The 24,482-nt window shown below is 53.4% G+C and carries 23 protein-coding genes; 6 read left to right on the forward strand and 17 right to left on the reverse strand.

The annotated features are described in order from the left end of the window. Positions 1 to 27: 27 nt before the first annotated feature. From OGV93_RS01015 to dnaB, 5 genes are all read right to left on the reverse strand, one after another. Positions 28 to 384, reverse strand: coding sequence for an MmcQ/YjbR family DNA-binding protein (locus OGV93_RS01015; protein ID WP_016155357.1), 357 nt, complete (start codon positions 382 to 384; stop codon positions 28 to 30). A gap of 126 nt (positions 385 to 510) precedes the next feature. Next, on the reverse strand, positions 511 to 1,224 hold the full coding sequence (gene aphA / locus OGV93_RS01020) for an acid phosphatase AphA (RefSeq protein ID WP_003826615.1): 714 nt from the start codon (positions 1,222 to 1,224) through the stop codon (positions 511 to 513). 249 nt (positions 1,225 to 1,473) lie between these two features. After that, positions 1,474 to 2,667: an aromatic amino acid transaminase gene (gene tyrB, locus OGV93_RS01025; RefSeq protein ID WP_181633015.1), complete on the reverse strand. Its 1,194-nt coding sequence runs from the start codon at positions 2,665 to 2,667 to the stop codon at positions 1,474 to 1,476. 129 nt (positions 2,668 to 2,796) lie between these two features. Next, on the reverse strand, positions 2,797 to 3,876 hold the full coding sequence (gene alr / locus OGV93_RS01030; protein ID WP_016155354.1) for an alanine racemase: 1,080 nt from the start codon (positions 3,874 to 3,876) through the stop codon (positions 2,797 to 2,799). Between the two features lie 47 nt (positions 3,877 to 3,923). Further along, positions 3,924 to 5,339 carry a replicative DNA helicase gene (gene dnaB / locus OGV93_RS01035; RefSeq protein WP_003826610.1) on the reverse strand — a complete coding sequence of 472 codons (1,416 nt, stop codon included), beginning with the start codon at positions 5,337 to 5,339 and terminating at the stop codon, positions 3,924 to 3,926. A 64-nt stretch (positions 5,340 to 5,403) separates the two neighbouring features. On the opposite strand from dnaB, the gene OGV93_RS01040 reads away from it, so the two are divergent. Further along, positions 5,404 to 6,387 carry a quinone oxidoreductase gene (locus OGV93_RS01040; RefSeq protein ID WP_016155445.1) on the forward strand — a complete coding sequence of 328 codons (984 nt, stop codon included), beginning with the start codon at positions 5,404 to 5,406 and terminating at the stop codon, positions 6,385 to 6,387. A gap of 232 nt (positions 6,388 to 6,619) precedes the next feature. Here the strand turns inward: OGV93_RS01040 and pspG are convergent, their stop codons facing one another. From pspG to OGV93_RS01055, 3 genes are all read right to left on the reverse strand, one after another. Next, on the reverse strand, positions 6,620 to 6,862 hold the full coding sequence (gene pspG, locus OGV93_RS01045) for an envelope stress response protein PspG (RefSeq protein ID WP_016155352.1): 243 nt from the start codon (positions 6,860 to 6,862) through the stop codon (positions 6,620 to 6,622). A gap of 133 nt (positions 6,863 to 6,995) precedes the next feature. Next, positions 6,996 to 7,994, reverse strand: a complete 999-nt coding sequence (gene dusA, locus OGV93_RS01050) for a tRNA dihydrouridine(20/20a) synthase DusA (protein ID WP_016155444.1) — start codon at positions 7,992 to 7,994, stop codon at positions 6,996 to 6,998. A gap of 107 nt (positions 7,995 to 8,101) precedes the next feature. After that, the gene (locus tag OGV93_RS01055) at positions 8,102 to 8,590 is read right to left on the reverse strand and encodes a cupin domain-containing protein (protein ID WP_016155350.1); all 489 of its coding nucleotides are present in this window, start codon (positions 8,588 to 8,590) and stop codon (positions 8,102 to 8,104) included. Between the two features lie 115 nt (positions 8,591 to 8,705). On the opposite strand from OGV93_RS01055, the gene zur reads away from it, so the two are divergent. Next, the gene (zur, locus tag OGV93_RS01060) at positions 8,706 to 9,224 is read left to right on the forward strand and encodes a zinc uptake transcriptional repressor Zur (protein ID WP_003031709.1); all 519 of its coding nucleotides are present in this window, start codon (positions 8,706 to 8,708) and stop codon (positions 9,222 to 9,224) included. Between the two features lie 48 nt (positions 9,225 to 9,272). On the opposite strand, the gene OGV93_RS01065 is transcribed toward zur, so the two are convergent. From OGV93_RS01065 to OGV93_RS01080, 4 genes are all read right to left on the reverse strand, one after another. After that, entirely contained in the window at positions 9,273 to 9,482 is a 210-nt protein-coding gene (locus OGV93_RS01065; RefSeq protein WP_019077869.1) for a CsbD family protein, read from the reverse strand. Positions 9,483 to 9,617: 135 nt separating this feature from the next. Continuing rightward, positions 9,618 to 10,937, reverse strand: coding sequence for an MATE family efflux transporter DinF (dinF, locus tag OGV93_RS01070; protein ID WP_049041229.1), 1,320 nt, complete (start codon positions 10,935 to 10,937; stop codon positions 9,618 to 9,620). 134 nt (positions 10,938 to 11,071) lie between these two features. Continuing rightward, a complete protein-coding gene (gene lexA / locus OGV93_RS01075) occupies positions 11,072 to 11,680 on the reverse strand; it encodes a transcriptional repressor LexA (protein ID WP_003826596.1) in 609 nt (202 codons plus the stop codon). A gap of 109 nt (positions 11,681 to 11,789) precedes the next feature. Further along, positions 11,790 to 12,158, reverse strand: a complete 369-nt coding sequence (locus OGV93_RS01080; RefSeq protein ID WP_003826594.1) for a diacylglycerol kinase — start codon at positions 12,156 to 12,158, stop codon at positions 11,790 to 11,792. Positions 12,159 to 12,329: 171 nt separating this feature from the next. Between OGV93_RS01080 and plsB the strand changes: the two genes are divergently transcribed. Next, entirely contained in the window at positions 12,330 to 14,750 is a 2,421-nt protein-coding gene (gene plsB, locus OGV93_RS01085; RefSeq protein WP_016155442.1) for a glycerol-3-phosphate 1-O-acyltransferase PlsB, read from the forward strand. A gap of 60 nt (positions 14,751 to 14,810) precedes the next feature. On the opposite strand, the gene ubiA is transcribed toward plsB, so the two are convergent. The 5 genes from ubiA to malK all read right to left on the reverse strand — a co-directional run bounded on the left by ubiA (position 14,811) and on the right by malK (position 20,080). Continuing rightward, complete coding sequence (gene ubiA, locus OGV93_RS01090) at positions 14,811 to 15,683, reverse strand: 4-hydroxybenzoate octaprenyltransferase (RefSeq protein WP_003826589.1); 873 nt, start codon at positions 15,681 to 15,683, stop codon at positions 14,811 to 14,813. 13 nt (positions 15,684 to 15,696) lie between these two features. Then, on the reverse strand, positions 15,697 to 16,194 hold the full coding sequence (gene ubiC / locus OGV93_RS01095; protein ID WP_016155346.1) for a chorismate lyase: 498 nt from the start codon (positions 16,192 to 16,194) through the stop codon (positions 15,697 to 15,699). A gap of 180 nt (positions 16,195 to 16,374) precedes the next feature. Further along, positions 16,375 to 17,322, reverse strand: a complete 948-nt coding sequence (gene malM, locus OGV93_RS01100; RefSeq protein ID WP_016155345.1) for a maltose operon protein MalM — start codon at positions 17,320 to 17,322, stop codon at positions 16,375 to 16,377. Positions 17,323 to 17,435: 113 nt separating this feature from the next. After that, positions 17,436 to 18,794: a maltoporin gene (locus OGV93_RS01105; RefSeq protein ID WP_016155344.1), complete on the reverse strand. Its 1,359-nt coding sequence runs from the start codon at positions 18,792 to 18,794 to the stop codon at positions 17,436 to 17,438. A 176-nt stretch (positions 18,795 to 18,970) separates the two neighbouring features. Continuing rightward, positions 18,971 to 20,080 (reverse strand): maltose/maltodextrin ABC transporter ATP-binding protein MalK, encoded by a 1,110-nt coding sequence (malK, locus tag OGV93_RS01110; protein ID WP_016155343.1) that lies wholly within the window; start codon positions 20,078 to 20,080, stop codon positions 18,971 to 18,973. Between the two features lie 359 nt (positions 20,081 to 20,439). Between malK and malE the strand changes: the two genes are divergently transcribed. The 3 genes from malE (at position 20,440) to malG (ending at position 24,267) form a co-directional block, all read left to right on the forward strand. Continuing rightward, positions 20,440 to 21,630 carry a maltose/maltodextrin ABC transporter substrate-binding protein MalE gene (malE, locus tag OGV93_RS01115; protein WP_016155342.1) on the forward strand — a complete coding sequence of 397 codons (1,191 nt, stop codon included), beginning with the start codon at positions 20,440 to 20,442 and terminating at the stop codon, positions 21,628 to 21,630. A 187-nt stretch (positions 21,631 to 21,817) separates the two neighbouring features. Then, complete coding sequence (malF, locus tag OGV93_RS01120; RefSeq protein ID WP_181546824.1) at positions 21,818 to 23,362, forward strand: maltose ABC transporter permease MalF; 1,545 nt, start codon at positions 21,818 to 21,820, stop codon at positions 23,360 to 23,362. 14 nt (positions 23,363 to 23,376) lie between these two features. After that, the gene (gene malG, locus OGV93_RS01125; RefSeq protein WP_101700862.1) at positions 23,377 to 24,267 is read left to right on the forward strand and encodes a maltose ABC transporter permease MalG; all 891 of its coding nucleotides are present in this window, start codon (positions 23,377 to 23,379) and stop codon (positions 24,265 to 24,267) included. Positions 24,268 to 24,482 lie beyond the last annotated feature (215 nt).

Consider the following 24,482-nt stretch of genomic DNA (forward strand, 5'->3'; position numbering starts at 1 on the left):
CGCTGGCGCCTCATTGCGGAAAACAGATCAGGACTGCGCCAGTATCCGGCGTTTATCTTCCGGCAGCGTGTTTACGGCCTGCTGATAAGAGGCGTCTACCAGGTAGTAGATTTGCGAATCCGGCAGCGAGCCGTCCAGATACACCGTACTCCAGTGCGCCTTATTGAGATGCCGGCTTGGCCGTACATCGCTATGCTGCTGACGTAACAACTCTGCCAGTTCCGGGCTGGTTTTCAGTGACACCGCCGGGCGTTCTTCCACCTCTTTTACCATGGCAAAAAGCACATCTTCGACTTTGATTTGTGTGGCCTTCCAGTCACTGTGTACGCTCTGCTCGGCGCCCATTTTTGCCATGCAGTATTGCAGCAACTCCGAATTTGTCATCTTAATTCCCCTTACCAGCATATTGCCTAATGAGAACATCTTTTATTCAGTGTGCAGCAAGTCCGCAAAAGGTAAAAGCAGGTAACGCAAATTTGTTTAAAAAAACAACAACCGCAAGCAACATCCTCAATACTCCGAGTTGACGATCACCTCTTCACCAAACGCGCCGGCCTGTGGTAACGGTTTATAAGTGGAGTTAGAAGCGCGTAAAATACGAATACCGCGAATACCCACATCTCGGGCGGCGGTAATGTCATTATCAGAGTCGCCGTAGAACATGCGGATATTTTTATCCTGCAGCCACTGCGTTTTCGTATTCTGGCCCGGCTTATCACCGGCAAAAATGACCGGGTTCATATTGCCGGCCGGGATGTGAAAGTTATCGGACAGCGTTTTCGACACCGTTTCGGTCTTCGTCTGGCTACGCCCGGTTACGAAAAAGATGCTGTCGCCGCGACGCACATGCATATCAATCAACTGACGCGCCACTTCTTTCGGAATGCTGAATTCGTCCCAGCCATTGTTCATTTTTTCCCAGAAGGCCGGGTTTTTCAGGTAATCCTCACTGTCCGGAGAATACGTTTTTTTTCCGCGCCAGAAGCCTGGGCTGGAAAAGAGGACGGTGTCATCGATATCAAACCCGACGGCCATCGGCGGGCGTCCGGTCAGGCTGTTTTCAATTTGTGCCACGGAGACCCAGTGAATGGGTGCCTGCTCAGCGAGTTTTGCAACGTTGGTGCCTGGATTAAGCTGAGAGGGAGAGGAAACTAACGCCTGGGCCGGCTGATTTAGCGTGAACAATAAACAAACGGCACTCAGTGCCAACGTAAACTTGCGCATATTTTTCCCTAAGTAGTCAGTTAGTTATCATTTTTTTATTAACAACTGGTCAAAAAACTATCTGACCTTACCCCTTAGGGGGAGGGAAAGGAAGGATTTTCTCTGGTTTTGTCCTGGAAAAAGAGCATGATCACATTGGAAAACAGACCAATAGCACGGTGAAAGAAAGTAGGCCGGATAAGGTGATTACACCTCTATCCGGCAATACAATGCCTGATGGCGCGACGCTTATCAGGCCTAAAAACCCGGTTACATGACGGCGGCAAATGCCTTCGCCACCCGCTGCACGTTACCGTGATTCAACCCGGCCACGCACATACGACCGCTGGCTATCAGGTACACACCGAACTCATCGCGCAGGCGATCGACCTGAGCAGCGCTGAGCCCGGTATAGCTGAACATCCCGCGCTGTTGCAGCAGGTAATCAAAGTTACGACCAGGGATCTCCGCATTCAATACGTTAACCAGCGCCTGGCGCATCGCCAGAATACGGGTACGCATCTCTTCGACTTCCGCCAGCCAGCTGGCTTTCAGCGCGTCATCACCCAACACTGCGGCCACGACCTGCGCACCAAAGTTTGGCGGGCTGGAATAGTTACGACGCACCGTCGCTTTTAGCTGCCCCAGAACGCGGCTGGCGGCATCAGCGTCTTCACAGACCACTGAAAGTCCGCCGACACGCTCGCCGTACAAAGAGAAAATCTTCGAGAATGAGTTGCTGACCAGTGCAGGCAATCCGGCGCTGGCAATGGCGCGGATCGCATAGGCATCGTCTTCCATTCCACCGCCGAAACCCTGGTAAGCAATATCCAGGAACGGGATCAGATCGCGAGCTTTCAGGATCTCAATGACACCATCCCATTGCGCGGGGGTTAAATCCGCACCCGTCGGGTTATGGCAGCACGGATGCAGCAGTACGATGCTGCGCGCCGGTAAGGTGTTCAGCGTGGCCAGCAGGTCGTTGAAACGCACGCCATTGGTGGTGTCGTCATACCAGGGGTAAGTACTTACTTCGAACCCAGCACCTTCAAAAATCGCGATGTGGTTTTCCCAGGTCGGATCGCTGACCCACACGCCAGAATCAGGGAAATAGCGTTTCAGGAAGTCTGCGCCAACCTTTAGCGCACCGGAGCCGCCCAGCGTCTGAATCGTTGCGACGCGCTGCTGCTGGAGAACCGGATGCTCTGCGCCAAACAGCAGCGGCGCAATAGTATGGCGATAAGTGTTCAGACCTTCCATCGGCAGATACAGCGAAGCGCCATGCGGTTTAGCATTTAGTCGGGCTTCCGCTTCTGCCACCGCTTTAAGCTGAGGAATAATGCCGTCTTCGTTGTAGTACAGACCGATGCTGAGGTTCACTTTGTCGCTACGTGAATCGTCTTTGAAACGCTCCATGAGCGATAAAATCGGGTCGCCGGCGTAGGCGTCAACTTTTTGAAACACGTGTGGTTCTCCAGGTTTACAGGCAGGGGTTAAGAACACAATAAACCGGAAGCGGGAGAAGATCGAGAGGATGTTGAGAGGAATATTGCCGGATGGCGGCGTAACCGCCTTGTCCGGCACATCATGAACTTAATCGATGTACTTCATTGCCACCCTTGAGGTCAGGCGCGTGATAAGTTCGTAAGCACTTACTTTCGTCATTTCAGCAATGCGTTCAACGGGCAGGCCTTCACCCCACAGGATAACCGAATCGCCGGCTTTATCCTGCGCCTCGGGACCTAAATCGACGCAAATCATATCCATCGCGACGCGACCGACGATCGGCACTTCACGGCCATTGACCAGTACCGGTGTCCCAGACGGCGCTGCGCGCGGATAACCATCGCCATAGCCCATCGCCACTACGCCAAGACGCGTGTCACGCTCGCTCAGCCAGGTTCCACCATAGCCAACCGGCTCGCCCGCTTTGTGTTCACGCACCGCAATCAGGCTGGAAGTGAGCGACATCACCGGCTGGCAGCCAAAATCGGCACCGATAGAGTGGTTTTCCAACGGCGATACGCCATACAGAATCAGCCCCGGACGCGCCCAGTCGAAGTGAGACTGCGGCCACAGCAGAATACCTCCCGACGCGGCGATCGAACGCTGACCCGGTTTACCTGCGCAAAAGCTATTGAAGATATCGAGCTGCTTTTCGGTCGCACCACACTCAGGCTCGTCCGCGCGCGCAAAGTGGCTGACGATATTGACCGGCTGGCGCACGTTTTCGCATTGCGTCAAGCGCTGATAAAACGCCTCGGCCTGCTCCGGACGCACGCCCAGGCGGTGCATTCCCGTGTCGAGCTTCATCCAGACGGTGACCGGTTCAGCCAGTACCGCGGCTTCCAGAGCTTCAAGCTGCTCCTGGTTGTGGACGGCAGTATGCAGACGCTGCGCGGAGATAGTCGGCAGATCGGAAGCATCAAAAAATCCTTCCAGCAGCAGGATGGGCTGCGTGATCCCTCCCGCTCGCAACCGCAGGGCTTCTTCAAGACGAGCGACACCAAAAGCGTCCGCATCGGGGAGCGTTCGCGCGGTCTCTAACAGACCATGGCCGTAAGCGTTCGCTTTCACGACCGCAACCAGTTTACTGGCTGGAGCCAGTTCACGCAGACGTTGCAGGTTGTGTCGCAGAGCGCGGCGGTTAATGACTACAGTTGCCGCTTGCATTTGTATTCCTTGATAAGTATTTGCTTGAGTAACCTGATTCAGTGTTGTTATTCGTCGTCGTACTGCGGGCCAGCATAGTTATCGAAGCGCGACCACTGACCGTTAAACGTCAGGCGCACCGTACCGATCGGGCCGTTACGCTGTTTACCGATAATGATCTCGGCGATGCCTTTCAAGTCGCTGTTTTCGTGATAAACCTCATCACGATAGATAAACATGATTAAGTCGGCATCCTGCTCGATGGAGCCGGACTCACGCAGATCCGAGTTGACCGGACGCTTATCGGCGCGTTGTTCCAGAGAGCGGTTAAGCTGCGACAGCGCCACCACCGGCACATGCAGTTCTTTCGCTAACGCTTTCAGCGAGCGGGAAATTTCAGCAATTTCCAGCGTACGGTTGTCGGAGAGCGACGGCACGCGCATCAGCTGCAGGTAGTCGATCATGATAAGTCCGATACCACCGTGTTCGCGGGCGATACGACGGGCACGTGAGCGCACTTCCGTTGGCGTCAGGCCGGAGGAGTCATCAATATAGATGTTTCGTTTCTCCAGCAAAATACCCATTGTTCCGGAAATTCGCGCCCAGTCTTCATCATCCAGTTGACCGGTACGGATTTTGGTTTGGTCTACACGTGAGAGTGAGGCCAGGGAACGCATCATGATCTGTTCTGAGGGCATTTCAAGACTGAAGATAAGAACCGGCTTATCTTGCAACATCGCCGCATTTTCGACGAGGTTCATTGCAAATGTCGTTTTACCCATCGACGGACGCGCGGCGACGATAATTAAGTCTGACGGCTGCAAACCAGCAGTCTTTTTATTGAGGTCGTCATAACCGGTGTTGACCCCGGTGACACCATCGTGGGGCTGCTGGAACAGCTGTTCGATACGCGCGACGGTAGCGTCGAGCACATCGGTAATATTTTTCGGACCTTCGTCTTTATTGGCGCGACTTTCAGCAATTTTAAAGACGCGGGATTCCGCGAGGTCCAGCAGATCTTCACTGGAACGGCCTTGCGGATCAAACCCAGCTTCCGCGATCTCGTTCGCCACCGAAATCATGTCACGAACAACGGCACGTTCGCGGACAATATCCGCATAGGCACTAATGTTCGCTGCACTTGGCGTATTTTTAGATAACTCAGCCAGGTAAGCAAAACCGCCGACGCTGTCCAGTTGCCCCTGAACTTCCAGCGATTCTGCAAGCGTGATCAGATCGATGGGTTTTCCCATCTCCTGCAGGCGATGCATTTCGGTGAAGATGTGCCGGTGCGGTCGGGTATAAAAATCTTCCGCCACCACACGCTCGGCCACATCGTCCCAGCGTTCGTTATCCAGCATTAAACCGCCCAACACCGACTGTTCCGCTTCAATCGAGTGCGGCGGTACTTTCAGCCCGGCGACCTGGGGATCGCGCTCACGAGCATCAGTCTGTTGTTTGTTGAAGGGTTTATTTCCTGCCATAGTGAATGGAGTTACCGAGATAATGATTGGGTCGAAAGATTACCACATTTCTTTTGGAGGAAGCATGGCAACACGTATTGAATTTCACAAGCATGGTGGCCCTGATGTACTCAAGGCAGTGGAGTTTACGCCTGTAGACCCGGCGGAAAATGAAATCCAGGTCGAGAACAAAGCGATTGGGATCAACTATATCGACACCTATATCCGCAGTGGTCTTTATCCACCGCCTTCTCTGCCCAGCGGCCTGGGTACCGAAGCCGCAGGCGTGGTCAGTAAAGTCGGTAGCAAAGTGACGCACATTAAAGCCGGCGATCGCGTGGTTTACGCTCAGTCTCCCCTGGGCGCCTACAGCTCAGTGCATAACGTCCCGGCTGATAAAACCGCTATTTTGCCCAACGCTATCTCGTTTGAACAAGCTGCAGCCTCATTTCTTAAAGGGCTCACCGTTTTTTATCTGTTGCGTAAGACCTATGAAATTCAGCCCGATGAACCATTTTTGTTCCATGCGGCAGCAGGCGGCGTCGGTATGATTGCCTGCCAGTGGGCAAAAGCATTGGGTGCGAAGCTGATTGGCACCGTCGGTAATGCGCAAAAAGCGCAAATTGCGCTGCAGGCCGGCGCATGGCAGGTCATTAACTATCGTGAAGAGAGCATTGTAGAACGTGTAAAAGAGATCACTGGCGGTAAAAAAGTGCGGGTGGTGTATGACTCGGTGGGGAAAGATACCTGGGAAGCCTCACTGGATTGCCTGCAGCGCCGGGGGCTCATGGTCAGCTTTGGTAATGCTTCCGGACCGGTGACTGGCGTTAACTTAGGCATTCTGAATCAGAAAGGTTCGCTGTACGTGACTCGCCCTTCACTCCAGGGTTACATCACCAACCACCATGAATTAACCGAAGCCAGCAATGAGCTTTTCTCGCTGATTGCCAGCGGAGTGATCAAAGTGGATGTCGCACCGGGCCAGACGTTCGCACTGCACGACGCGCAGCGTGCTCATGAAGTGCTGGAAAGCCGGGCCACACAGGGGTCGAGTTTGTTGATCCCGTAACGCCCTCATTTCCGTTAAATAATTCAAGCCGCCAACAAACCTGCGGTTTGAATTATGAAGGAGGAAGAAAGAATTAGGGCTTCCCGTAGGAAGCCCTTTCTTTTTTTAGTTCGGCTGTATGTAGGGTACAGCTCGATGAATTCGTTAACCTGGCAATAGTGACAGATTTGATAATCAATTCCTATTTGCTTCTAAAGGCAATGTTGCAGGTTGTGACACACCGCTCAATACCTTAGTAAAATCGGCGGTTATTGCGCTGATACTGTGGGACTTTTGGCGCTTTTATCGCCTTGATAACCCACACCACGGCAACGGCCAATAACAGCCAGGGCAACAGTTTAATCATCAACGCAAATAGTCCGCCCAAAAACATCACCACAGTGGCTACCACCAATGCGGCCAGCACTCCCAGCAAAGATACGCCGGTGACCATCAGCATGATAAAAAATCCAATCACAAAAAGTAGTTCCAGCATGGCTCTCTCCCGAAATGAAATACTCTCCACAGCTTTACAAGAAACATGCCAAAATTAATATATTGATTTATAAAGCAAACGCCCCGCGACGAAGCGCAGGGCGTGGTGAAATTCACTAACTTTTGGCGAAAACTTAACGTTTGTCTGCCACCAGCTTCAGCGCATGTTCCAGAACCTCAATATCTGCCCCGGCTTTATGCGCATTTTCGCTCAGATAGCGACGCCACTGCCGTGCCCCTGGAATCCCCTGAAACAGTCCCAGCATATGGCGCGTGACATGCCCCAAATAGGTTCCTTTACTCAGTTCACGCTCAATATACGGATACATCGCACGCACTACGGCGACCGGATCGGCATCTTCGCTGGTGACAGCAAAAATCTCGCGGTCAACGGACGCCAGAATGCCTGGGTTTTGATAAGCTTCGCGCCCCACCATCACGCCATCCATATGTTGCAGATGGATTTTCGCTTCTTCCAGCGATTTTATGCCACCGTTGATCGACATTGTCAGATGCGGAAAATCGCGCTTTAGCTGATAAACACGGTCATAATCCAGCGGTGGGATTTCGCGGTTTTCTTTCGGGCTTAGCCCAGACAGCCAGGCCTTGCGGGCGTGGATGATAAACATCTCACATTCACCGTTACCGGAGACCGTGTTGATGAAATCGCACAGGAATTCGTAGCTGTCCTGGTCATCAATACCGATACGGGTTTTCACCGTTACCGGAATCGATACCACATCGCGCATCGCTTTGACGCAATCAGCGACCAATTGCGCATTTCCCATCAGACAGGCACCAAACATTCCATTCTGTACACGATCGGAAGGGCAACCCACGTTGAGGTTAATTTCGTCATAGCCCCGTTGTTCAGCAAGCTTTGCGCACTGCGCCAGCGCAGCCGGATCGCTCCCGCCCAGTTGCAAAGCGACTGGATGTTCTTCTTCGCTATACGCCAGATAATCGCCTTTACCATGAATGATCGCGCCGGTGGTTACCATCTCCGTGTAGAGCAGCGTCTGGCTGGACAGTAAGCGCAAAAAGTAGCGGCAATGTCTGTCCGTCCAGTCGAGCATCGGCGCGATAGAAAAACGATGAGCGGGAAAAGCGGTAGACTGAGATTCAGGCAGCATGGCGAATATTCAAGCATCCGGTTAAAAAAGGGGCGCTACTATAGCATAGACCGTTACGATAGTGAGCCACATCCTCGCAGTTCCCCCTCCCTGCTCCCCGACAAGCGCTATTTACGCCCCGGTTTTCCGTCGTGAGATCCAAAAAACTGCGGCGGATGGTCGACCCAGCGGTCCTCACGCGTGGCGGCATAAACCGGATTAAGCGGATAATAAATACGATTGTATTTTTTGTTCGCCTCACCCACGACCAGCAGACGTACCTCTTCACTGGTGTTATTGATAAAGGTGTGACACACGCCGGTGCCCGCCGGGAAACCGACGCTGTCGCCCGGTTCCAGCTTCCATAAATAACCGTTAATCCAGGCCTCAGGATATCCTTCCAGCACATAGATAAACTCTTCCTCATCGCTTTCAGCGTGCGGATACGAGGTGCGTCGGCCCGGCGGCAGGCGCTCATGATGAATGCCGAGTCGCCCTAACCCCAGCTTGCGGGCAAGCGGCGCACCTATGGAAAACAGCTCATCGCTATCGGGATAGGTGGAGTCATCAGCCCCCTCAACTTCACGCCAGTGACGAATACAATCGGGTCTTTTCATGATTATTTTCCAGTATTGCGATGGGTCAGGTATAGCACACCGCGGTGGATCTCGGTGTTTTAAACAGAACATGTTAAAGTAAGGGATTAACCTTGCACGCAAATCGAGGCGCCAAATGGACAAAACCACCACGCAGGAGTTATTGGCTCAAGCTGAAAAACTCTGTGCGCAACGCAACGTACGGCTTACGCCACAACGCCTCGAAGTGCTGCGCCTGATGAGCCTGCAGGAAGGCGCAATCAGCGCTTACGACCTACTTGACCTGTTGCGGGAAACCGAGCCGCAGGCCAAGCCGCCGACCGTGTATCGTGCGCTTGATTTTCTGCTGGAACAAGGGTTTGTGCACAAGGTGGAATCCACCAACAGCTATGTGCTTTGCCATCTGTTCGATCAGCCAACCCACAGTTCCGCAATGTTCATTTGCGACCGCTGTGGTGTGGTAAAAGAAGAGTGCGCGGAAGGCGTGGAAGACATCATGCATACGCTGGCAGCCAAAATGGGTTTTGCCCTGCGACATAACGTTATTGAAGCCCATGGACTGTGCCCGGCCTGTGTGGAGGTTGAGTCATGTCGTCACCCTGGCGAATGCCAGCATGACCATACGATTCAGGTGAAGAAGAAAGTTGGGCGTTAAGCGGGTGGGAGAGCGTACATCCTTGTACTCTCAGGAGGGAAGGGTTAATTACCAGCGGTAATCATTACGTTTTTCCCAATCGGTCACTTCTTTCTCCGCCTGATCTTTCGCGTAACCGTAACGCTCCTGGACTTTACCGACCAGTTGGTCACGTTTACCTTCAATGACCGTCATATCATCATCGGTCAGTTTGCCCCATTGCTCTTTCACTTTACCTTTAAACTGCTTCCAGTTGCCGCCGACTTCGTCTTTATTCATCATCAAGTCCTCATCGTTAGGTTGTGAATAGCGAGAGTGCCATGTCCAGACACATGCTGTTTTTGCTGGACGTGAGAATAAGTGTAGTCAGGGATTCTGGGTTTTATTTACTATTCGGAATTTTTAACCATCCGCTCAGGCAAACCAGGTTCCATTACGCCAGTGACGCCGCCAGATAAAGGCCAGGGACAGCCCACGCAGCGCGAGAAAAACGGTTAACGCCAGCCACAAACCATGATTTCCCAGCAACGGTAAAGCCAGTAGCGTTAATGCGAACCCTGCTGCGGCAACGGCCATACTGTTGCGCATTTCTGCAGCTCGTGTCGCTCCAATAAACATACCGTCGAGCAGATAACACCACACTCCCACCAGCGGCAAAACCACCTGCCAGAAAAGATAGCGATCGGCCAAAAGTTGGATTTGCGGCAGCGAGGTCAGCAGCGCAACAATCTGCTCGCCAAACAGGGCATAAACCAGCGAAAACAGAATAGCCACAATACCGGACTGTCGACAGGCCGCCCGCCAGACATCAAGCAACTGGCTGCCATCCCTCGCCCCATAGGCCTGACCCGAATGCGCTTCCACAGCATAGGCAAATCCATCCAGCGCGTAGGCGGTAAACGTCAGCAGAGTCATCAGAACGGCGTTAACCGCGATGATATCGCCTCCCAAACGCGCGCCCAGAACCGTAATGGCCCCAAAGCAGAGCTGTAGCAGCAGCGAACGCAGCATGATGTCGCGGTTGAGCGCCAGCAAACGACGGAAGTTGCCACGCCACGCCAGCTTCAACATTGCCAGCGAAATTCCACGCATATGCAGGACTTTGCGTACCATCATCAGGCCAATCAGCAGCGTGGCATATTCGGCAATCACCGTCGCTAACGCCGCTCCCTGCACGTTCATATGCAGGCCCATTACCAGCCATAAATCGAGCACAATGTTGAGAATATTGCCGACAATCAACAGGATAACTGGCGCGCGCGCATACTGAACGCCAAGCAACCAGCCGAGCAGCACCAGATTCGCCAGCGATGCGGGTGCGCTTAACCAGCGGATTTCCAGGAAACGTCGGGCCTGCTCCAGTACCGCCTCACTTCCGCCGACAATGTGCAGAGCCAGATCGATAATCGGCGTACGAAACAGTGCGATAAGCAGCCCAGCCCCCAGCGCCAGCAATAGCGGCTGCACCAACGCGCGCGCCAGCGCCTGCGGATTTTTCGCGCCAAATGCCTGCGCGGTAAGGCCGGTGGTACTCATGCGCAAAAAAAGCAGCAGCATAAAGAGAAAGCTGGTCGCCGTGGCGCCAACAGCAACGCCGCCAAGATAGACCGGACTATCCAGATGACCAATCACCGCGGTATCCACCAGTCCCAACAGGGGAACGGTGATATTGGAGAAGATCATCGGTAAGGCGAGGTGCCAGAGTGCTTTATCAGAAGAGGTAAAGAAAGGCATACAGGAGAGCCTGAGAAGAAGTTAGATGTACTGAAAAAAGATGCTGTGTAGGCCCGGTAAGCGTAGCGCCACCGGGCAAGTTGCCGGATAGCGACGTAAATGTCTTATCCGGCCTACAGGGAATCAACAGAAAATTACAGCCATTCACCGTTACGAATGACGCCTACCGCCAACCCTTCAATAGTGAAGTTTTGCTCGCGCAGGTCGACAACAATAGGTTTAAATTCGCTGTTTTCTGGCAGGAGCTCAACCTTGTTGCCCTGCTTTTTCAGGCGCTTAACGGTGACTTCGTCGTCGATACGGGCAACAACAACCTGACCGTTACGCACATCCTGAGTTTTATGCACAGCCAGTAAATCACCGTCCATAATACCGATGTCTTTCATCGACATACCGCTGACGCGCAGCAGAAAATCGGCGTTCGGTTTGAACAGTGAAGGATCGACCTGATAGTGACCTTCGATGTGCTGCTGCGCCAGCAGTGGCTCGCCTGCCGCTACGCGTCCGACAAGCGGTAACCCTTCTTCTTCTTCCTGCAGCAGTCGAATACCGCGCGATGCGCCGGATACAATTTCAAGTACGCCTTTACGCGCAAGCGCTTTCAGGTGTTCTTCAGCGGCGTTTGGGGAACGGAACCCCAAACGCTGCGCGATCTCCGCACGCGTCGGTGGCATACCTGTCTGGCTGATGTGATCCCTAATGAGATCAAACACCTCTTGCTGCCTGGCCGTTAACGCTTTCATTCCGCCCCCTGGGTGTATATACAGTTATGCTGTGAGTATATACAGCTAAAGGTGATTTTGGAACCGCAAACTGCACAAAAAACAGGAGATTTATGCAGTTGTGGAATCTTTATCGCAAATGCGACCACAACAGGATGCCCCAGGTGATCAGAGCGACAAAAATAGACAGCAATACCGCCGCCGAGCCCATATCTTTCGCCCGACCGGAAAGTTCGTGATACTCAGAGCCAATACGGTCAACCACCGCCTCAATCGCACTGTTGAGGATTTCAACGATCATCACCAGCATCACGGAACCAATCAACAGCACGCGGGTAATGGCATCGACGTCCAGCCAGCAGGCGATGGCTACGCCCAACAGTACGGCAACGCTTTCCTGGCGGAATGCCGCCTCATTGATCCATGCGGCGCGAAAACCTTTCCAGGAATAGCCTGCAGCTTTGATAATTCGGGTGAATCCAGTGGTATTATTGGCCATCAAAAAGAACCTTTTTACATTATTAGCGTCAATGTCATTGTAACGTTACCCCGTTTGTTTCAGGGTGTGGCAAAGCAGCGCGAAGTATGACCGGATACACCAGAAATTCACTAAACTTTCTGATATCCTTGCAGCGCATTTGCATTATTAACCAGAGGCTTTACATCGTTTATGTCCGGCTGGCCACGAATTTACTACAAATTACTGAATTTACCATTAAGCGTCCTGGTAAAAAGCAAGTCTATTCCGGCAGAACCTGCTCCGGAATTGGGGCTCGATACTTCGCGTCCCATTATGTACGTCCTACCGTACAATTCAAAAGCAGACTTGCTGACGCTGCGTGCCCAATGTCTGGTGCACGATCTCCCGGATCCCCTGGAACCGCTGGAGATAGACGGAACTCTGCTGCCGCGCTACGTGTTTATTCACGGCGGCCCGCGCGTGTTCACCTATTACACGCCGAAAGAAGAGTCCATTAAGCTGTTCCATAACTATCTCGACTTGCATCGCAGCAATCCAGACCTGGATGTGCAAATGGTGCCGGTTTCGGTGATGTTTGGCCGTGCGCCTGGGCGTGAAAAAGGCGAGGTCAATCCGCCGCTGCGCATGCTAAACGGCGTACAGAAATTCTTTGCTGTGTCCTGGCTGGGTCGCGACAGTTTTGTCCGCTTCTCCCCGTCGGTCTCCCTGCGTCGCATGGCGGACGAACACGGTACGGATAAAATCATCGCTCAGAAACTGGCTCGCGTGGCGCGCATGCACTTTGCTCGTCAGCGTCTGGCCGCAGTCGGCCCGCGCCTCCCTGCCCGCCAGGACCTGTTTAATAAGCTGCTGGCCTCAAAAGCTATCGCTCGCGCGGTAGAAGATGAAGCGCGCAGTAAAAAAATCTCCCATGAAAAAGCGCAGCAAAATGCCATTGCGCTGATGGAAGAGATTGCCGCCAACTTCTCCTACGAGATGATTCGTCTGACAGACCGTATTCTGGGCTTTACCTGGAACCGTCTGTATCAGGGGATTAACGTTCACAATGCGGAGCGTGTACGTCAGTTGGCGCACGATGGGCACGAAATCGTCTATGTTCCGTGCCACCGCAGCCATATGGACTATATGCTGCTGTCGTACGTTCTGTACCACCAGGGGCTGGTTCCGCCGCACATCGCTGCCGGTATCAACCTGAACTTCTGGCCAGCAGGTCCGATTTTCCGTCGTCTGGGCGCGTTCTTTATTCGTCGTACCTTCAAGGGCAACAAGCTCTATTCCACCGTTTTCCGCGAATACCTGGGCGAGTTGTTCAGCCGCGGCTACTCGGTTGAATACTTTGTCGAAGGAGGCCGTTCACGTACCGGGCGTCTGCTCGACCCGAAAACCGGCACGCTGTCGATGACCATTCAGGCGATGCTGCGCGGCGGTACGCGTCCGATTACCCTCGTCCCCATCTACATCGGCTACGAGCACGTAATGGAAGTAGGCACGTACGCGAAAGAGCTGCGTGGCGCGACGAAAGAGAAAGAGAGTCTGCCGCAAATGCTGCGTGGCTTGAGCAAGCTGCGTAATCTGGGCCAGGGTTATGTCAACTTTGGCGAACCGATGCCATTGATGACTTACCTCAACCAGCATGTACCGGAGTGGCGTGAATCGATCGATCCTATCGAGTCCATCCGCCCGGCCTGGCTGACGCCGACGGTGAATAGCATTGCCGCCGATCTGATGGTACGCATTAACAATGCAGGCGCGGCCAATGCCATGAACCTGTGCTGTACCGCGCTGTTGGCCTCCCGCCAGCGATCTCTGACCCGTGAGCAACTGACTGAACAGCTCGACTGCTATCTGAGTCTGCTGCGCAACGTGCCGTACGCGGCAGATTGTACGGTTCCTGCGCAGAGCGCCAGTGAATTGATCGACCATGCCTTACAGATGAATAAGTTTGAGGTCGAGAAAGACACCATCGGTGACATCATCATTCTGCCGCGCGAGCAGGCGGTATTGATGACGTATTACCGCAACAACATTGCGCATATGCTGGTTCTGCCTTCGTTAATGGCAGCCATTGTGACTCAGCATCGTCGTATTTCACGCGCCGCGCTACAGCAGCATATTGATGCGCTGTACCCGATGCTGAAAGCAGAGCTGTTCTTACGTTGGGAGCGTGATGAACTCGCCGGAGTGATTGACGAACTGGCCAGCGAAATGCAGCGCCAGGGACTGATCGCCCTGAACGATGACGAACTGCATATCAATCCGGCCCGCTCTCGTACGCTACAGCTGTTGGCGGCGGGTGCTCGCGAGACGTTGCAACGCTACGCCATTACCTTCTGGCTGCTGAGCGCGAACCCGTCTATCAACCGTGGCACGCTGGAGAAAGAGAGCCGCACCGTAGCGCAACGCCTCTCCGTACTGCACGGCATTAACGCGCCGGAATTCTTCGATAAAGCCGTGTTCAGCTCTCTGGTGCTGACGCTGCGTGACGAGGGATTCATCAGCGATACCGGAGATGCCGAACCGGAAGAGACGATGAAGATCTATCAGATGTTGGCCGAACTGGTCACGTCAGATGTGCGTCTGACCATCGAGAGCGCCACACAAGGCGAGTAAGCATAAAAAAACCGGTCGAAATGAAATGACCGGTTTTTTATTTTGCAGGCTAAGCCAAACTCAAAAATGCCAGTAGCTCATCGCCAGCCCTAAGAACAGCACCAGACCGACGTAGTTATTGTTCATAAACGCTTTAAAACAGGCATCACGCTCGCGATTGACGATCAGTTTCTGCTGATATACAAACAGCGCGCCAGCCACCAGCAGAGACCAGTAATAACCCAGTCCCAGCCCGTTTAGCCAACCCACCAGCGCCATCAGCACCAGTACGCCCACCTGCAGGATACCAATGATCAGCTTGTCGTTTTGACCGAACAGAATCGCGGTCGATTTAATGCCGATCTTCAGGTCATCATCGCGGTCAACCATCGCATATTGGGTGTCGTAGGCCACCGCCCAGAGAATATTGGCGAGGAACATCAGCCAGCAGCTCAGCGGTACGGACTCGCTCACGGCGGCGAACGCCATCGGGATCGACCAGCCAAACGCCGCCCCCAGCACCACCTGCGGCAGGTGCGTATAGCGTTTCATGAACGGGTAAACCCACGCCAGCGCTAACGCCGCAACGGACAACAAAATGGTCATCGTGTTGAGCGTCAAAACCAGCAGGAAGGCCAGCAGTACCAATACGACGAACAGCGTTCGGGCCTCTTTTTCAGTGACGGCCCCGCTCGGCAGCGGTCGATTTGCGGTGCGTTTAACGTGTCCGTCAAATTTCCTGTCGGCATAATCATTCACCACGCAGCCGGCGGCGCGCATTAACCAAACGCCAGCGACAAAAACCGCCAGGATCCACAATTGTGGCATGCCTGGGGTTGCCACCCACAATGCCCACAGCGTAGGCCAGAGCAGCAGTAAGGCACCGATTGGCTTATCCGTACGCATCAAGCGGTGAAATGCCAGCAGCTTATTCTGCGTCAGACTCCACTCCATCTTTATCTTCCTCTCAGTACAACGGCGATGCAGGTAGAAAAAGCTCGGTAAGCATCAGCGGCTTACCGCTCAGCCGCAGGCGGGAACGGCGCCCCCACAGCGCTGCATCGCGGCCAATCTCAATAAAATCTCGGGTCAATGTCGATGATGTAAACAGGTAACGTCCGAGCGGGGTTTTCCCCAGATTTTGTAAGGCCAGCTCAGGGCCGCACAAGGTTGATTCAGGCACCACGGTCCGCCCGGCAAGCCAGGGTTCACCATCCGCGCATAACAGGATCTCACGTAACCAATAACGGGACTCTTTAGGCAGCAGCGGCAGCTCTTCAGGCACCTCATTTTGCCCAACGAATGCTTCGCGAATCAACGTTACGGTGACCTGTTTTCCCTGCTGCTCAAAACGTTTAGTCATGGAATCTTCCAGTAACAACCAGTCGAGCAGTTGGGCGTCCAGCGCCGGGATCGCATCAAAATAACGCAGCGCACGCAGTTGCGTTAACGCAGGGTGTGGCATGCCTTACTCTCCGATTTATAACTTGAAGGCATTGTATCGCAGAAAATGCATTACGGGGTGAGCAAACACAATTAAGTGATCGCCAGAGCAACATAAGTGTAACAATTAGCACCGAAGGATAAAAAAAGGTGCGCCAGGAGACGCACCAGTTGTTGCAAAATCAACAATGCGGGGCGATGTTTACCCCTTGCCTTTTACACTGCTGATAAAGGTGGATCGGGCAGATTTGGATCCCAGACGCTCAGCTTCATCAAGCAGCTTCAGCGCTTTATCGACATCGCCTTTCGCAACGGCATCCTTAATGCCCTGGTTAAAATAACTTTCCGTGTCGTTCAGCATCGGCTCACTTTTCTTCACCGGTTGTGGCGCTGGAGCAGCAACGGCTGCTGCCGGAGCCGCATAGGTCACCGCAGGCGCGGCGGTATTGCCCACCGTGACAGGACCAGGGCCGGATGAGCCAAACAGCGGCCCGACCAGAACACTGGAGGAGGAGCTGGTTTTGACTTTCAGTTTCAGTAAACCGTCGGTGGTATGACGGGCGATCGGGTCTGGAATATCCGGAATAGCGTTACCTACGCCCTTGGCATAGGCTTTTGCCGGGTCAAGCAGGGTTGTGGTCTGCTGGAGATCTTTATCAGTGGTAAAGACCAAAACATAGAGTTTTTGCTGACCCAGCGCTGGCGTCAGACGCATTACTCCTTCCAGACGATCGGCACTCATCACGCCGGGCTCCTGGTAGGTAAAATAGCTGCTGGGGAAGAACGCAGATGGCGTCATGTTTTGGTCAAGAATTAATACGTTTGGCGCAAATACGCTGGTTTGTTTATTCACTTCACTGGACAGCGTCAGGGTGAGTTCGCCAATATTCGCCGGGACGCTATACGCAGCGACCGGGCCAGTAATACCGGCGACATCCAGACGCTGACCCGCTGTCGCAAGCGGCGAAGACTGGGTTTTGGATTGATCAACAGGCGTCCAGGTTAACTGCTGCAGCGCCGCAGTGGGAATAGATGGGGCCGCGGTGGTGTTCTGCGGAACAATATTCACATCGGCCAGGCTGATGCCAGGTGCGCTGGCAAATAACCCTGCAGATAAACAAAGGGCAACGAGACTTTTCTTCATTTTCATTGTTATCACCTCAGATAGCATGGGTTCAGCGGTAGCCAGGCAATAGCGCGCTAAACCGTAATCAAGAGGGGCTTGCGCCCCTCTTTCGGTCTTTACGTCAGGTTAGTGCTGAATTACCACCAGATTTCCATCTGGGCACCGAAGGACCACTCATCGTTGTCGCCACGGCTGGTTGTGCTGAGGCCAGAGTTCGTTGCCGCTGCGAATTTGGTTACGTCGTTACCATTTTTGATGTAACCCCACTCTTCATCCCATTTTGCATAGGTTGCGAAGACGCGGATTGCCGGACGAGACCAGATGCTGTCACCCGCCTGCCATTGTTGGGCCAGGGTGATTTTGTACTGGCTGTTGCGATCGCTGGTCTGCTGAGATTTGACGTTGTCGTAACCGACTTCCAGCAGGGTGCTCATGATTGGCGTCCATTTATACATCGGGCGAATACCAACGGTGTACCATTCGGTCCCCAGGTCGTTATCCATGTCGAGGTTCTGGTACATACCGACGTACATCAGGTCCCACTTGTCGCCCAGGGAGATTGCACCGTGGTCCAGCACGCGGAACAGGCTACCGTTGTTATTCACAACGTTGTTGGCATAGTTGGTTTTAACGCCAGTAACGGGATCTTCAATGGTCGTAGTGGAAGAACCATAAGAACCCTGGTTCAGGCCTTTGCCCTGGGTGGTCATGGAATCTGTGGCGTACTGAACGACAAACTTGTTGTAGCCCTTCAGCATGCTCTGGGTATGTTCAGCGGTGAACATCCAACCATCTTTAGATGCGCCGTCCGCCAGCCTGTAATCATCGGTGGTATTCGCGCGACCATAGTCAACGCCCAGTTCCAACATCCCATCCGGGTTAGTTGCCAACTGCGCTAAACGAACGTCAAATACATCGTTCGCGGTGTCTTTGGTACGATCATAGATATTCTGGCTGCTGAAAGCGTATGAACCACCCGCTTCCTGTGAACGGCTCGCTGCCAAAGACAGTTTACCGAAGCCCAGATCGATGTTTTCAATACCGGCGCCAGGACCTGAAATATCCCAGTAGTAGAAGTCGATCATGTGTACGTCATGACGCTGGTAGAAGCGCTTACCGGCCCAGATAGTGGAGCCTGGCAGCCATTCGATCAGGTTTTTACCCTGCACGTTTGCTTCACGGAATGCCGGGTCTGTGCCTTCCCAGTCATTCTGCTGTGCGACGGAGTAAGCAACGTTGGTGTCGAAGTAGAAGCTCTTATCGCCTTCTTTCCACACTTCCTGACCTAATTTGATTTCCGCATAGGTTTCACATTCGTTACCGAGACGGTATTTACTTTGTGCACCGGTTGCCTGGAAACACTGTTGTTCACCGCCACTCCCTGTCCAGCCAATACCGGAACGAGCGTAACCGTGGAAATCTACAGCCATTGCCTGAACAGACATAATGCCTGCCGCTACAGCAACCGCCAGAGGGAGTTTGCGCAGAGTAATCATCGTTCTATCTCCTGAGATCATTGCTTTTCTTTAAACGCGTCCCCCTTCGGGCTGCCTCTTTGTTGGCTGCGTTCTTTCACCCCAGTCGCGTACTCTTTGTACACTCCCGGGGATTCATTTACTTGCCGCCTCGATGTAGCTTCGAATGGCTTTGCGTTTCGTTTTTTATGGGGACCTTAAACGCCCGGCTCTTGATGCAACCGACGACATGCAGTGCCATCCTCACGGAACAGATGGCAACGCTCTGGCGGCAGGCCGATAGCGAATGTGGCACCCTCTTCTACCAACACCACGTCGTTCTGGCGGTAAACCAGGTTTTGACGGATGGCGGGGATCTGGATATGAATTTGAGTTTCGTGACCAAGCTGCTCGACCACCTGCACTTCACCTTCGAGGGTGACATCGGCGATATCGCTGGGCAGCAGATGTTCCGGGCGGATACCTAAAGACATGTTGGCACCAACCTGTACCGCATGGCTGTCCACTGGTAGCCATATTTGCTGGCGGTTGGGCAGTTCAACCTGCACCTGATCGATGGCCGTCCCGGTGACTTTCACCGGCAGGAAGTTCATCTTCGGCGACCCAATAAAGCCCGCCACAAAGCGGTCAGCCGGATAGTGGTATAGCTCCAGCGGTTTGCCGACCTGCGCCACGCGACCAGCATCCAGCACCACAATTTTGTCGGCCAGCGTCATCGCTTCGACCTGATCGTGGGTGACGTAAATCATCGTGCGGCCAAGACGTTTATGCAGGCGGGAGATTTCAATACGCATTTGCACACGCAGAGCGGCGTCGAGGTTCGACAGCGGTTCATCCAGCAGGAATACGCGCGGCTCGGCAACCAGCGTTCGGCCAATCGCCACACGCTGACGTTGTCCGCCGGAAAGCGCCTTCGGTTTACGCTCCAGCAGGTGCGCCAGTTGCAGAACTTCCGCGACCTGATTCACGCGCTGATTCATCACCTCTTTTTTTGCGCCAGCCAGTTTGAGGCCAAACGACATGTTTTCTGCGACGGATAAATGGGGATACAACGCGTAGGACTGAAAGACCATGCCCACGCCGCGTTCGGCGGGGGGAATGTCGTTCATCCGGGTCTCCCCGATAAACAGGTCGCCACTGGTGATGGTTTCAAGTCCGGCGATCATACGCAGCAAGGTCGACTTACCGCAGCCTGACGGTCCGACAAACACCACGAATTCCCCTTCGTGAATGTCGAGATTGATATCTTTCGATACCACCACGTCACCCCAGGCTTTCGTTACATTTCGCAGCTGTACGCTCGCCATGCCCTTCTCCCTTCGTTACAACCTGTCATCGACAGCAACATTCATGATGGGCTGACTATGCGTGATCCCTTGACTGCGTGAATCCTCCACCCCCGGCTTTTTTATGGGGGAGGAGGCGGGAGGATGAGAGAACAGCGTCTGAGACCCGGGCCGTACGCCGCGGAGGAATTTCGTGATGCAGCCTGCAAAAATCAGTGGGTTTTTATGTGCGCCAGTACGCAATACTCACATTTATGTAACACAGATCACATAAAGAGCGGGTGGGGCGTAGGGGTAAGGAGGATGGAAAGAGGTTGTCGTATAAAGAAACTAGTAACCGTTAAGCCACCTCTGCAAAATCACCAAACAGGATGGGAACTATGAAAATCAAAACTGGCGCACGCATCCTCGCATTGTCTGCATTAACGACGATGATGTTTTCCGCCTCGGCTCTCGCCAAGATTGAAGAAGGTAAGCTGGTTATCTGGATTAACGGCGACAAAGGCTATAACGGCCTCGCTGAAGTGGGCAAAAAATTCGAGAAAGACACCGGTATCAAAGTCACCATTGAGCACCCGGACAAACTGGAAGAGAAGTTCCCACAGGTTGCTGCGACTGGCGACGGCCCTGACATCATCTTCTGGGCACATGACCGTTTTGGCGGCTACGCTCAGTCTGGCCTGCTGGCTGAAATCACCCCAGATAAAGCGTTCCAGGACAAACTCTATCCGTTCACCTGGGATGCCGTACGCTATAACGGCAAACTGATTGCCTACCCGATTGCGGTTGAAGCGCTGTCGTTGATTTATAACAAAGACCTCGTTCCAAACCCGCCAAAAACCTGGGAAGAAATTCCTGCGCTGGATAAAGAGCTGAAGGCGAAAGGAAAATCCGCGCTGATGTTCAACCTGCAAGAACCGTACTTCACCTGGCCGCTGATTGCCGCCGACGGCGGTTACGCGTTCAAGTTTGAAAACGGCAAGTACGACGTGAAAGACGTGGGCGTGGACAACGCGGGCGCAAAAGCGGGTCTGACCTTCCTGGTTGATCTGATCAAGAACAAACACATGAACGCGGATACCGATTACTCCATCGCCGAAGCGGCCTTTAACAAAGGTGACACCGCGATGACCATCAACGGTCCGTGGGCGTGGTCCAACATCGATAAGAGCAAGGTGAATTACGGCGTTGCCCTGCTGCCAACCTTCAAGGGTAAACCGTCCAAACCGTTCGTGGGCGTTCTGAGCGCAGGTATCAACGCTGCCAGCCCGAACAAAGAACTGGCAAAAGAGTTCCTCGAAAACTACCTGCTGACCGATCAGGGTCTGGATGAAGTGAATAAGGACAAACCGCTGGGCGCGGTTGCGCTGAAATCCTTCCAGGATCAGTTAGCAAAAGACCCGCGTATCGCGGCCACCATGGATAACGCCCAGAAAGGCGAGATCATGCCGAACATCCCGCAGATGTCCGCATTCTGGTATGCCGTTCGTACCGCAGTGATCAACGCTGCCAGCGGCCGTCAGACCGTCGATGCCGCGCTGAAAGATGCACAAGGTCGTATCACCAAGTAATACGGTTTCCCTTATTTCTTAGGGAATCAGGTTTATTGAATACGTTGTTACGCGAAATCATTCGCGCTACATCGAGGCGGCAAGGAGGCAAATCCCCAGGAGCTTACATAAGTAAGTGACTGGGGTGAGCTTCCGCAGCCAACAAAGAGGTAGTGCGAAGGATAAAGCGTAAAGAGGATTGATCCCCATGGATGTCATTAAAAAGAAACACTGGTGGCAAAGCGACCGGCTGAAATGGTCAGTGATGGGTCTGCTTGGGCTGCTGGTCGGTTACCTTGTTGTTTTGATGTATGCTCAGGGGGAGTACCTGTTTGCCATCATGACGCTGATTTTAAGCTCTGCTGGCCTGTATATTTTTGCTAACCGTAAAGCCTACGCCTGGCGCTATGTTTACCCAGGCGTTGCCGGGATGGGGCTGTTTGTCCTGTTTCCGCTGATTTGTACTATCGCAATTGCCTTTACCAACTACAGCAGCACCAACCAACTGACCTTTGAACGTGCTCAGGAAGTCCTGATGGACCGTTCTTATCAGGCGGGGAAAACCTACAACTTCGGCCTGTATCCGGCGGGTACGGAGTGGCAACTGGCCCTCACCGACGGTGAAACTGGCAAGAATTATCTCTCCGACGCCTTTAAATTTGGCGGCGAACAGAAACTGCAGTTGAAAGAAGCCGAGGCGCTGCCAGCGGGCGAACGTGCGACGCTGCGTATCATCACGCAAAATCGCCAGGCGTTAACCCAACTCACCGCCATCCTGCCAGATGAAAGCAAAGTGATTATGAGTTCACTGCGCCAGTTTTCCGGCACGCAGCCACTCTATACGCTCGCTGATGACGGCACGCTTACCAACAGCCAAAGCGGCGTAAAATACCGCGCCAACAACGATATTGGTTATTATCAGGCAATTAACGCTGACGGTAGCTGGGGTAACGAAAAACTCAGCCCAGGCTATACCGTTGCCATCGGTTGGGACAACTTCACCCGCGTATTTACCGACGAAGGCATTCAGAAACCGTTCTTCGCCATCTTTGTCTGGACGGTGGTCTTCTCCGTTCTGACCGTGATCCTCACCGTGGCCGTGGGGATGGTACTAGCCTGTCTCGTACAGTGGGAGTCTCTCAAAGGCAAAGCGATTTACCGTGTCCTGCTGATTCTGCCGTATGCCGTACCGTCGTTTATTTCGATTCTGATTTTCAAAGGGCTGTTCAACCAGAGCTTCGGTGAAATCAACATGATGCTGAGCGCACTGTTTGGCATCAAACCGGCCTGGTTCAGCGACCCAACCACCGCGCGTTCGATGATTATTATCGTCAACACCTGGCTTGGTTACCCGTACATGATGATCCTGTGCATGGGTCTGCTTAAAGCGATCCCTGACGACCTGTATGAAGCGTCGGCGATGGATGGTGCAGGTCCGTTCCAGAACTTCTTTAAGATTACGTTGCCACTGCTGATTAAGCCGCTGACGCCGCTGATGATCGCCAGCTTCGCCTTTAACTTTAACAACTTCGTGCTGATTCAACTGTTGACCAACGGTGGTCCAGACCGTCTTGGTACCACCACGCCAGCAGGCTATACCGACCTGCTCGTGAGCTACACCTACCGTATCGCCTTCGAAGGCGGCGGTGGTCAGGACTTCGGTCTGGCGGCGGCGATTGCCACGCTGATCTTCCTGCTGGTCGGTGCGCTGGCCATCGTGAACCTGAAAGCCACGCGTATGAAGTTTGATTAAGGGAGACAACGAACATGGCTATGGTACAACCCAAATCTCAGAAACTGCGTCTCTTAACAACGCACTTGCTGCTGCTGATTTTCATTGCAGCGATCATGTTCCCGCTGCTGATGGTTATCGCTATCTCGCTGCGTGAAGGTAACTTTGCCACCGGCAGCCTGATCCCGGAAAACATCTCCTGGGAACACTGGAAACTGGCGCTGGGCTTTAGCGTTGAGCATGTGGATGGCCGCGTGACGCCGCCGCCGTTCCCGGTGCTGTTATGGCTGTGGAACTCGGTGAAAGTAGCCACCATTACCGCGATCGGTATCGTGACGCTTTCCACCACCTGCGCTTACGCCTTTGCCCGTATGCGTTTCCCGGGCAAAGCAACCCTGCTGAAAGGGATGCTGATATTCCAGATGTTCCCGGCGGTGCTGTCTCTGGTCGCGTTGTATGCTTTGTTTGACCGCCTGGGCCAGTACATTCCGTTTATTGGTCTGAACACTCACGGTGGCGTGATCTTCGCCTATCTCGGCGGTATTGCGCTGCATGTATGGACGATTAAGGGCTATTTCGAAACCATCGACGGTTCGCTGGAAGAAGCGGCCGCGCTGGATGGCGCAACGCCGTGGCAGGCATTCCGCCTGGTGTTGCTGCCGCTTTCCGTTCCGATTCTGGCGGTCGTGTTTATTCTGTCTTTCATTGCCGCGATTACCGAAGTACCGGTCGCATCACTGCTGCTGCGTGATGTGAACAGCTATACCCTTGCGGTAGGTATGCAGCAGTACCTCAATCCACAGAACTATTTGTGGGGCGACTTTGCCGCCGCAGCTGTACTTTCAGCCATTCCGATCACTCTGGTGTTCCTGCTGGCACAGCGCTGGCTGGTCAACGGACTGACGGCGGGTGGTGTGAAAGGTTAAGTTTTACCGAAGTAACTGCCCGGCAACGGGCAATGCCACTGCAACCCTCAACTTATGTTATCCCAACCTGTGACTGTTATTCGGCGCTCTACGGAGCGCCCTTTTTTTATGTTATTTTGCATTACGCTTACGATTATTTCCTTTCGTGCCCCCCATCACTGCAAATCAATTTTTCGCCTGAAACTCGACAAATTAAACAGAATTAGTTTGGCGCA

The organism is Citrobacter sp. Cb031 (genome assembly GCF_030336725.1).
In the GTDB taxonomy this organism is placed as follows: Bacteria; Pseudomonadota; Gammaproteobacteria; order Enterobacterales; family Enterobacteriaceae; genus Citrobacter; species Citrobacter braakii.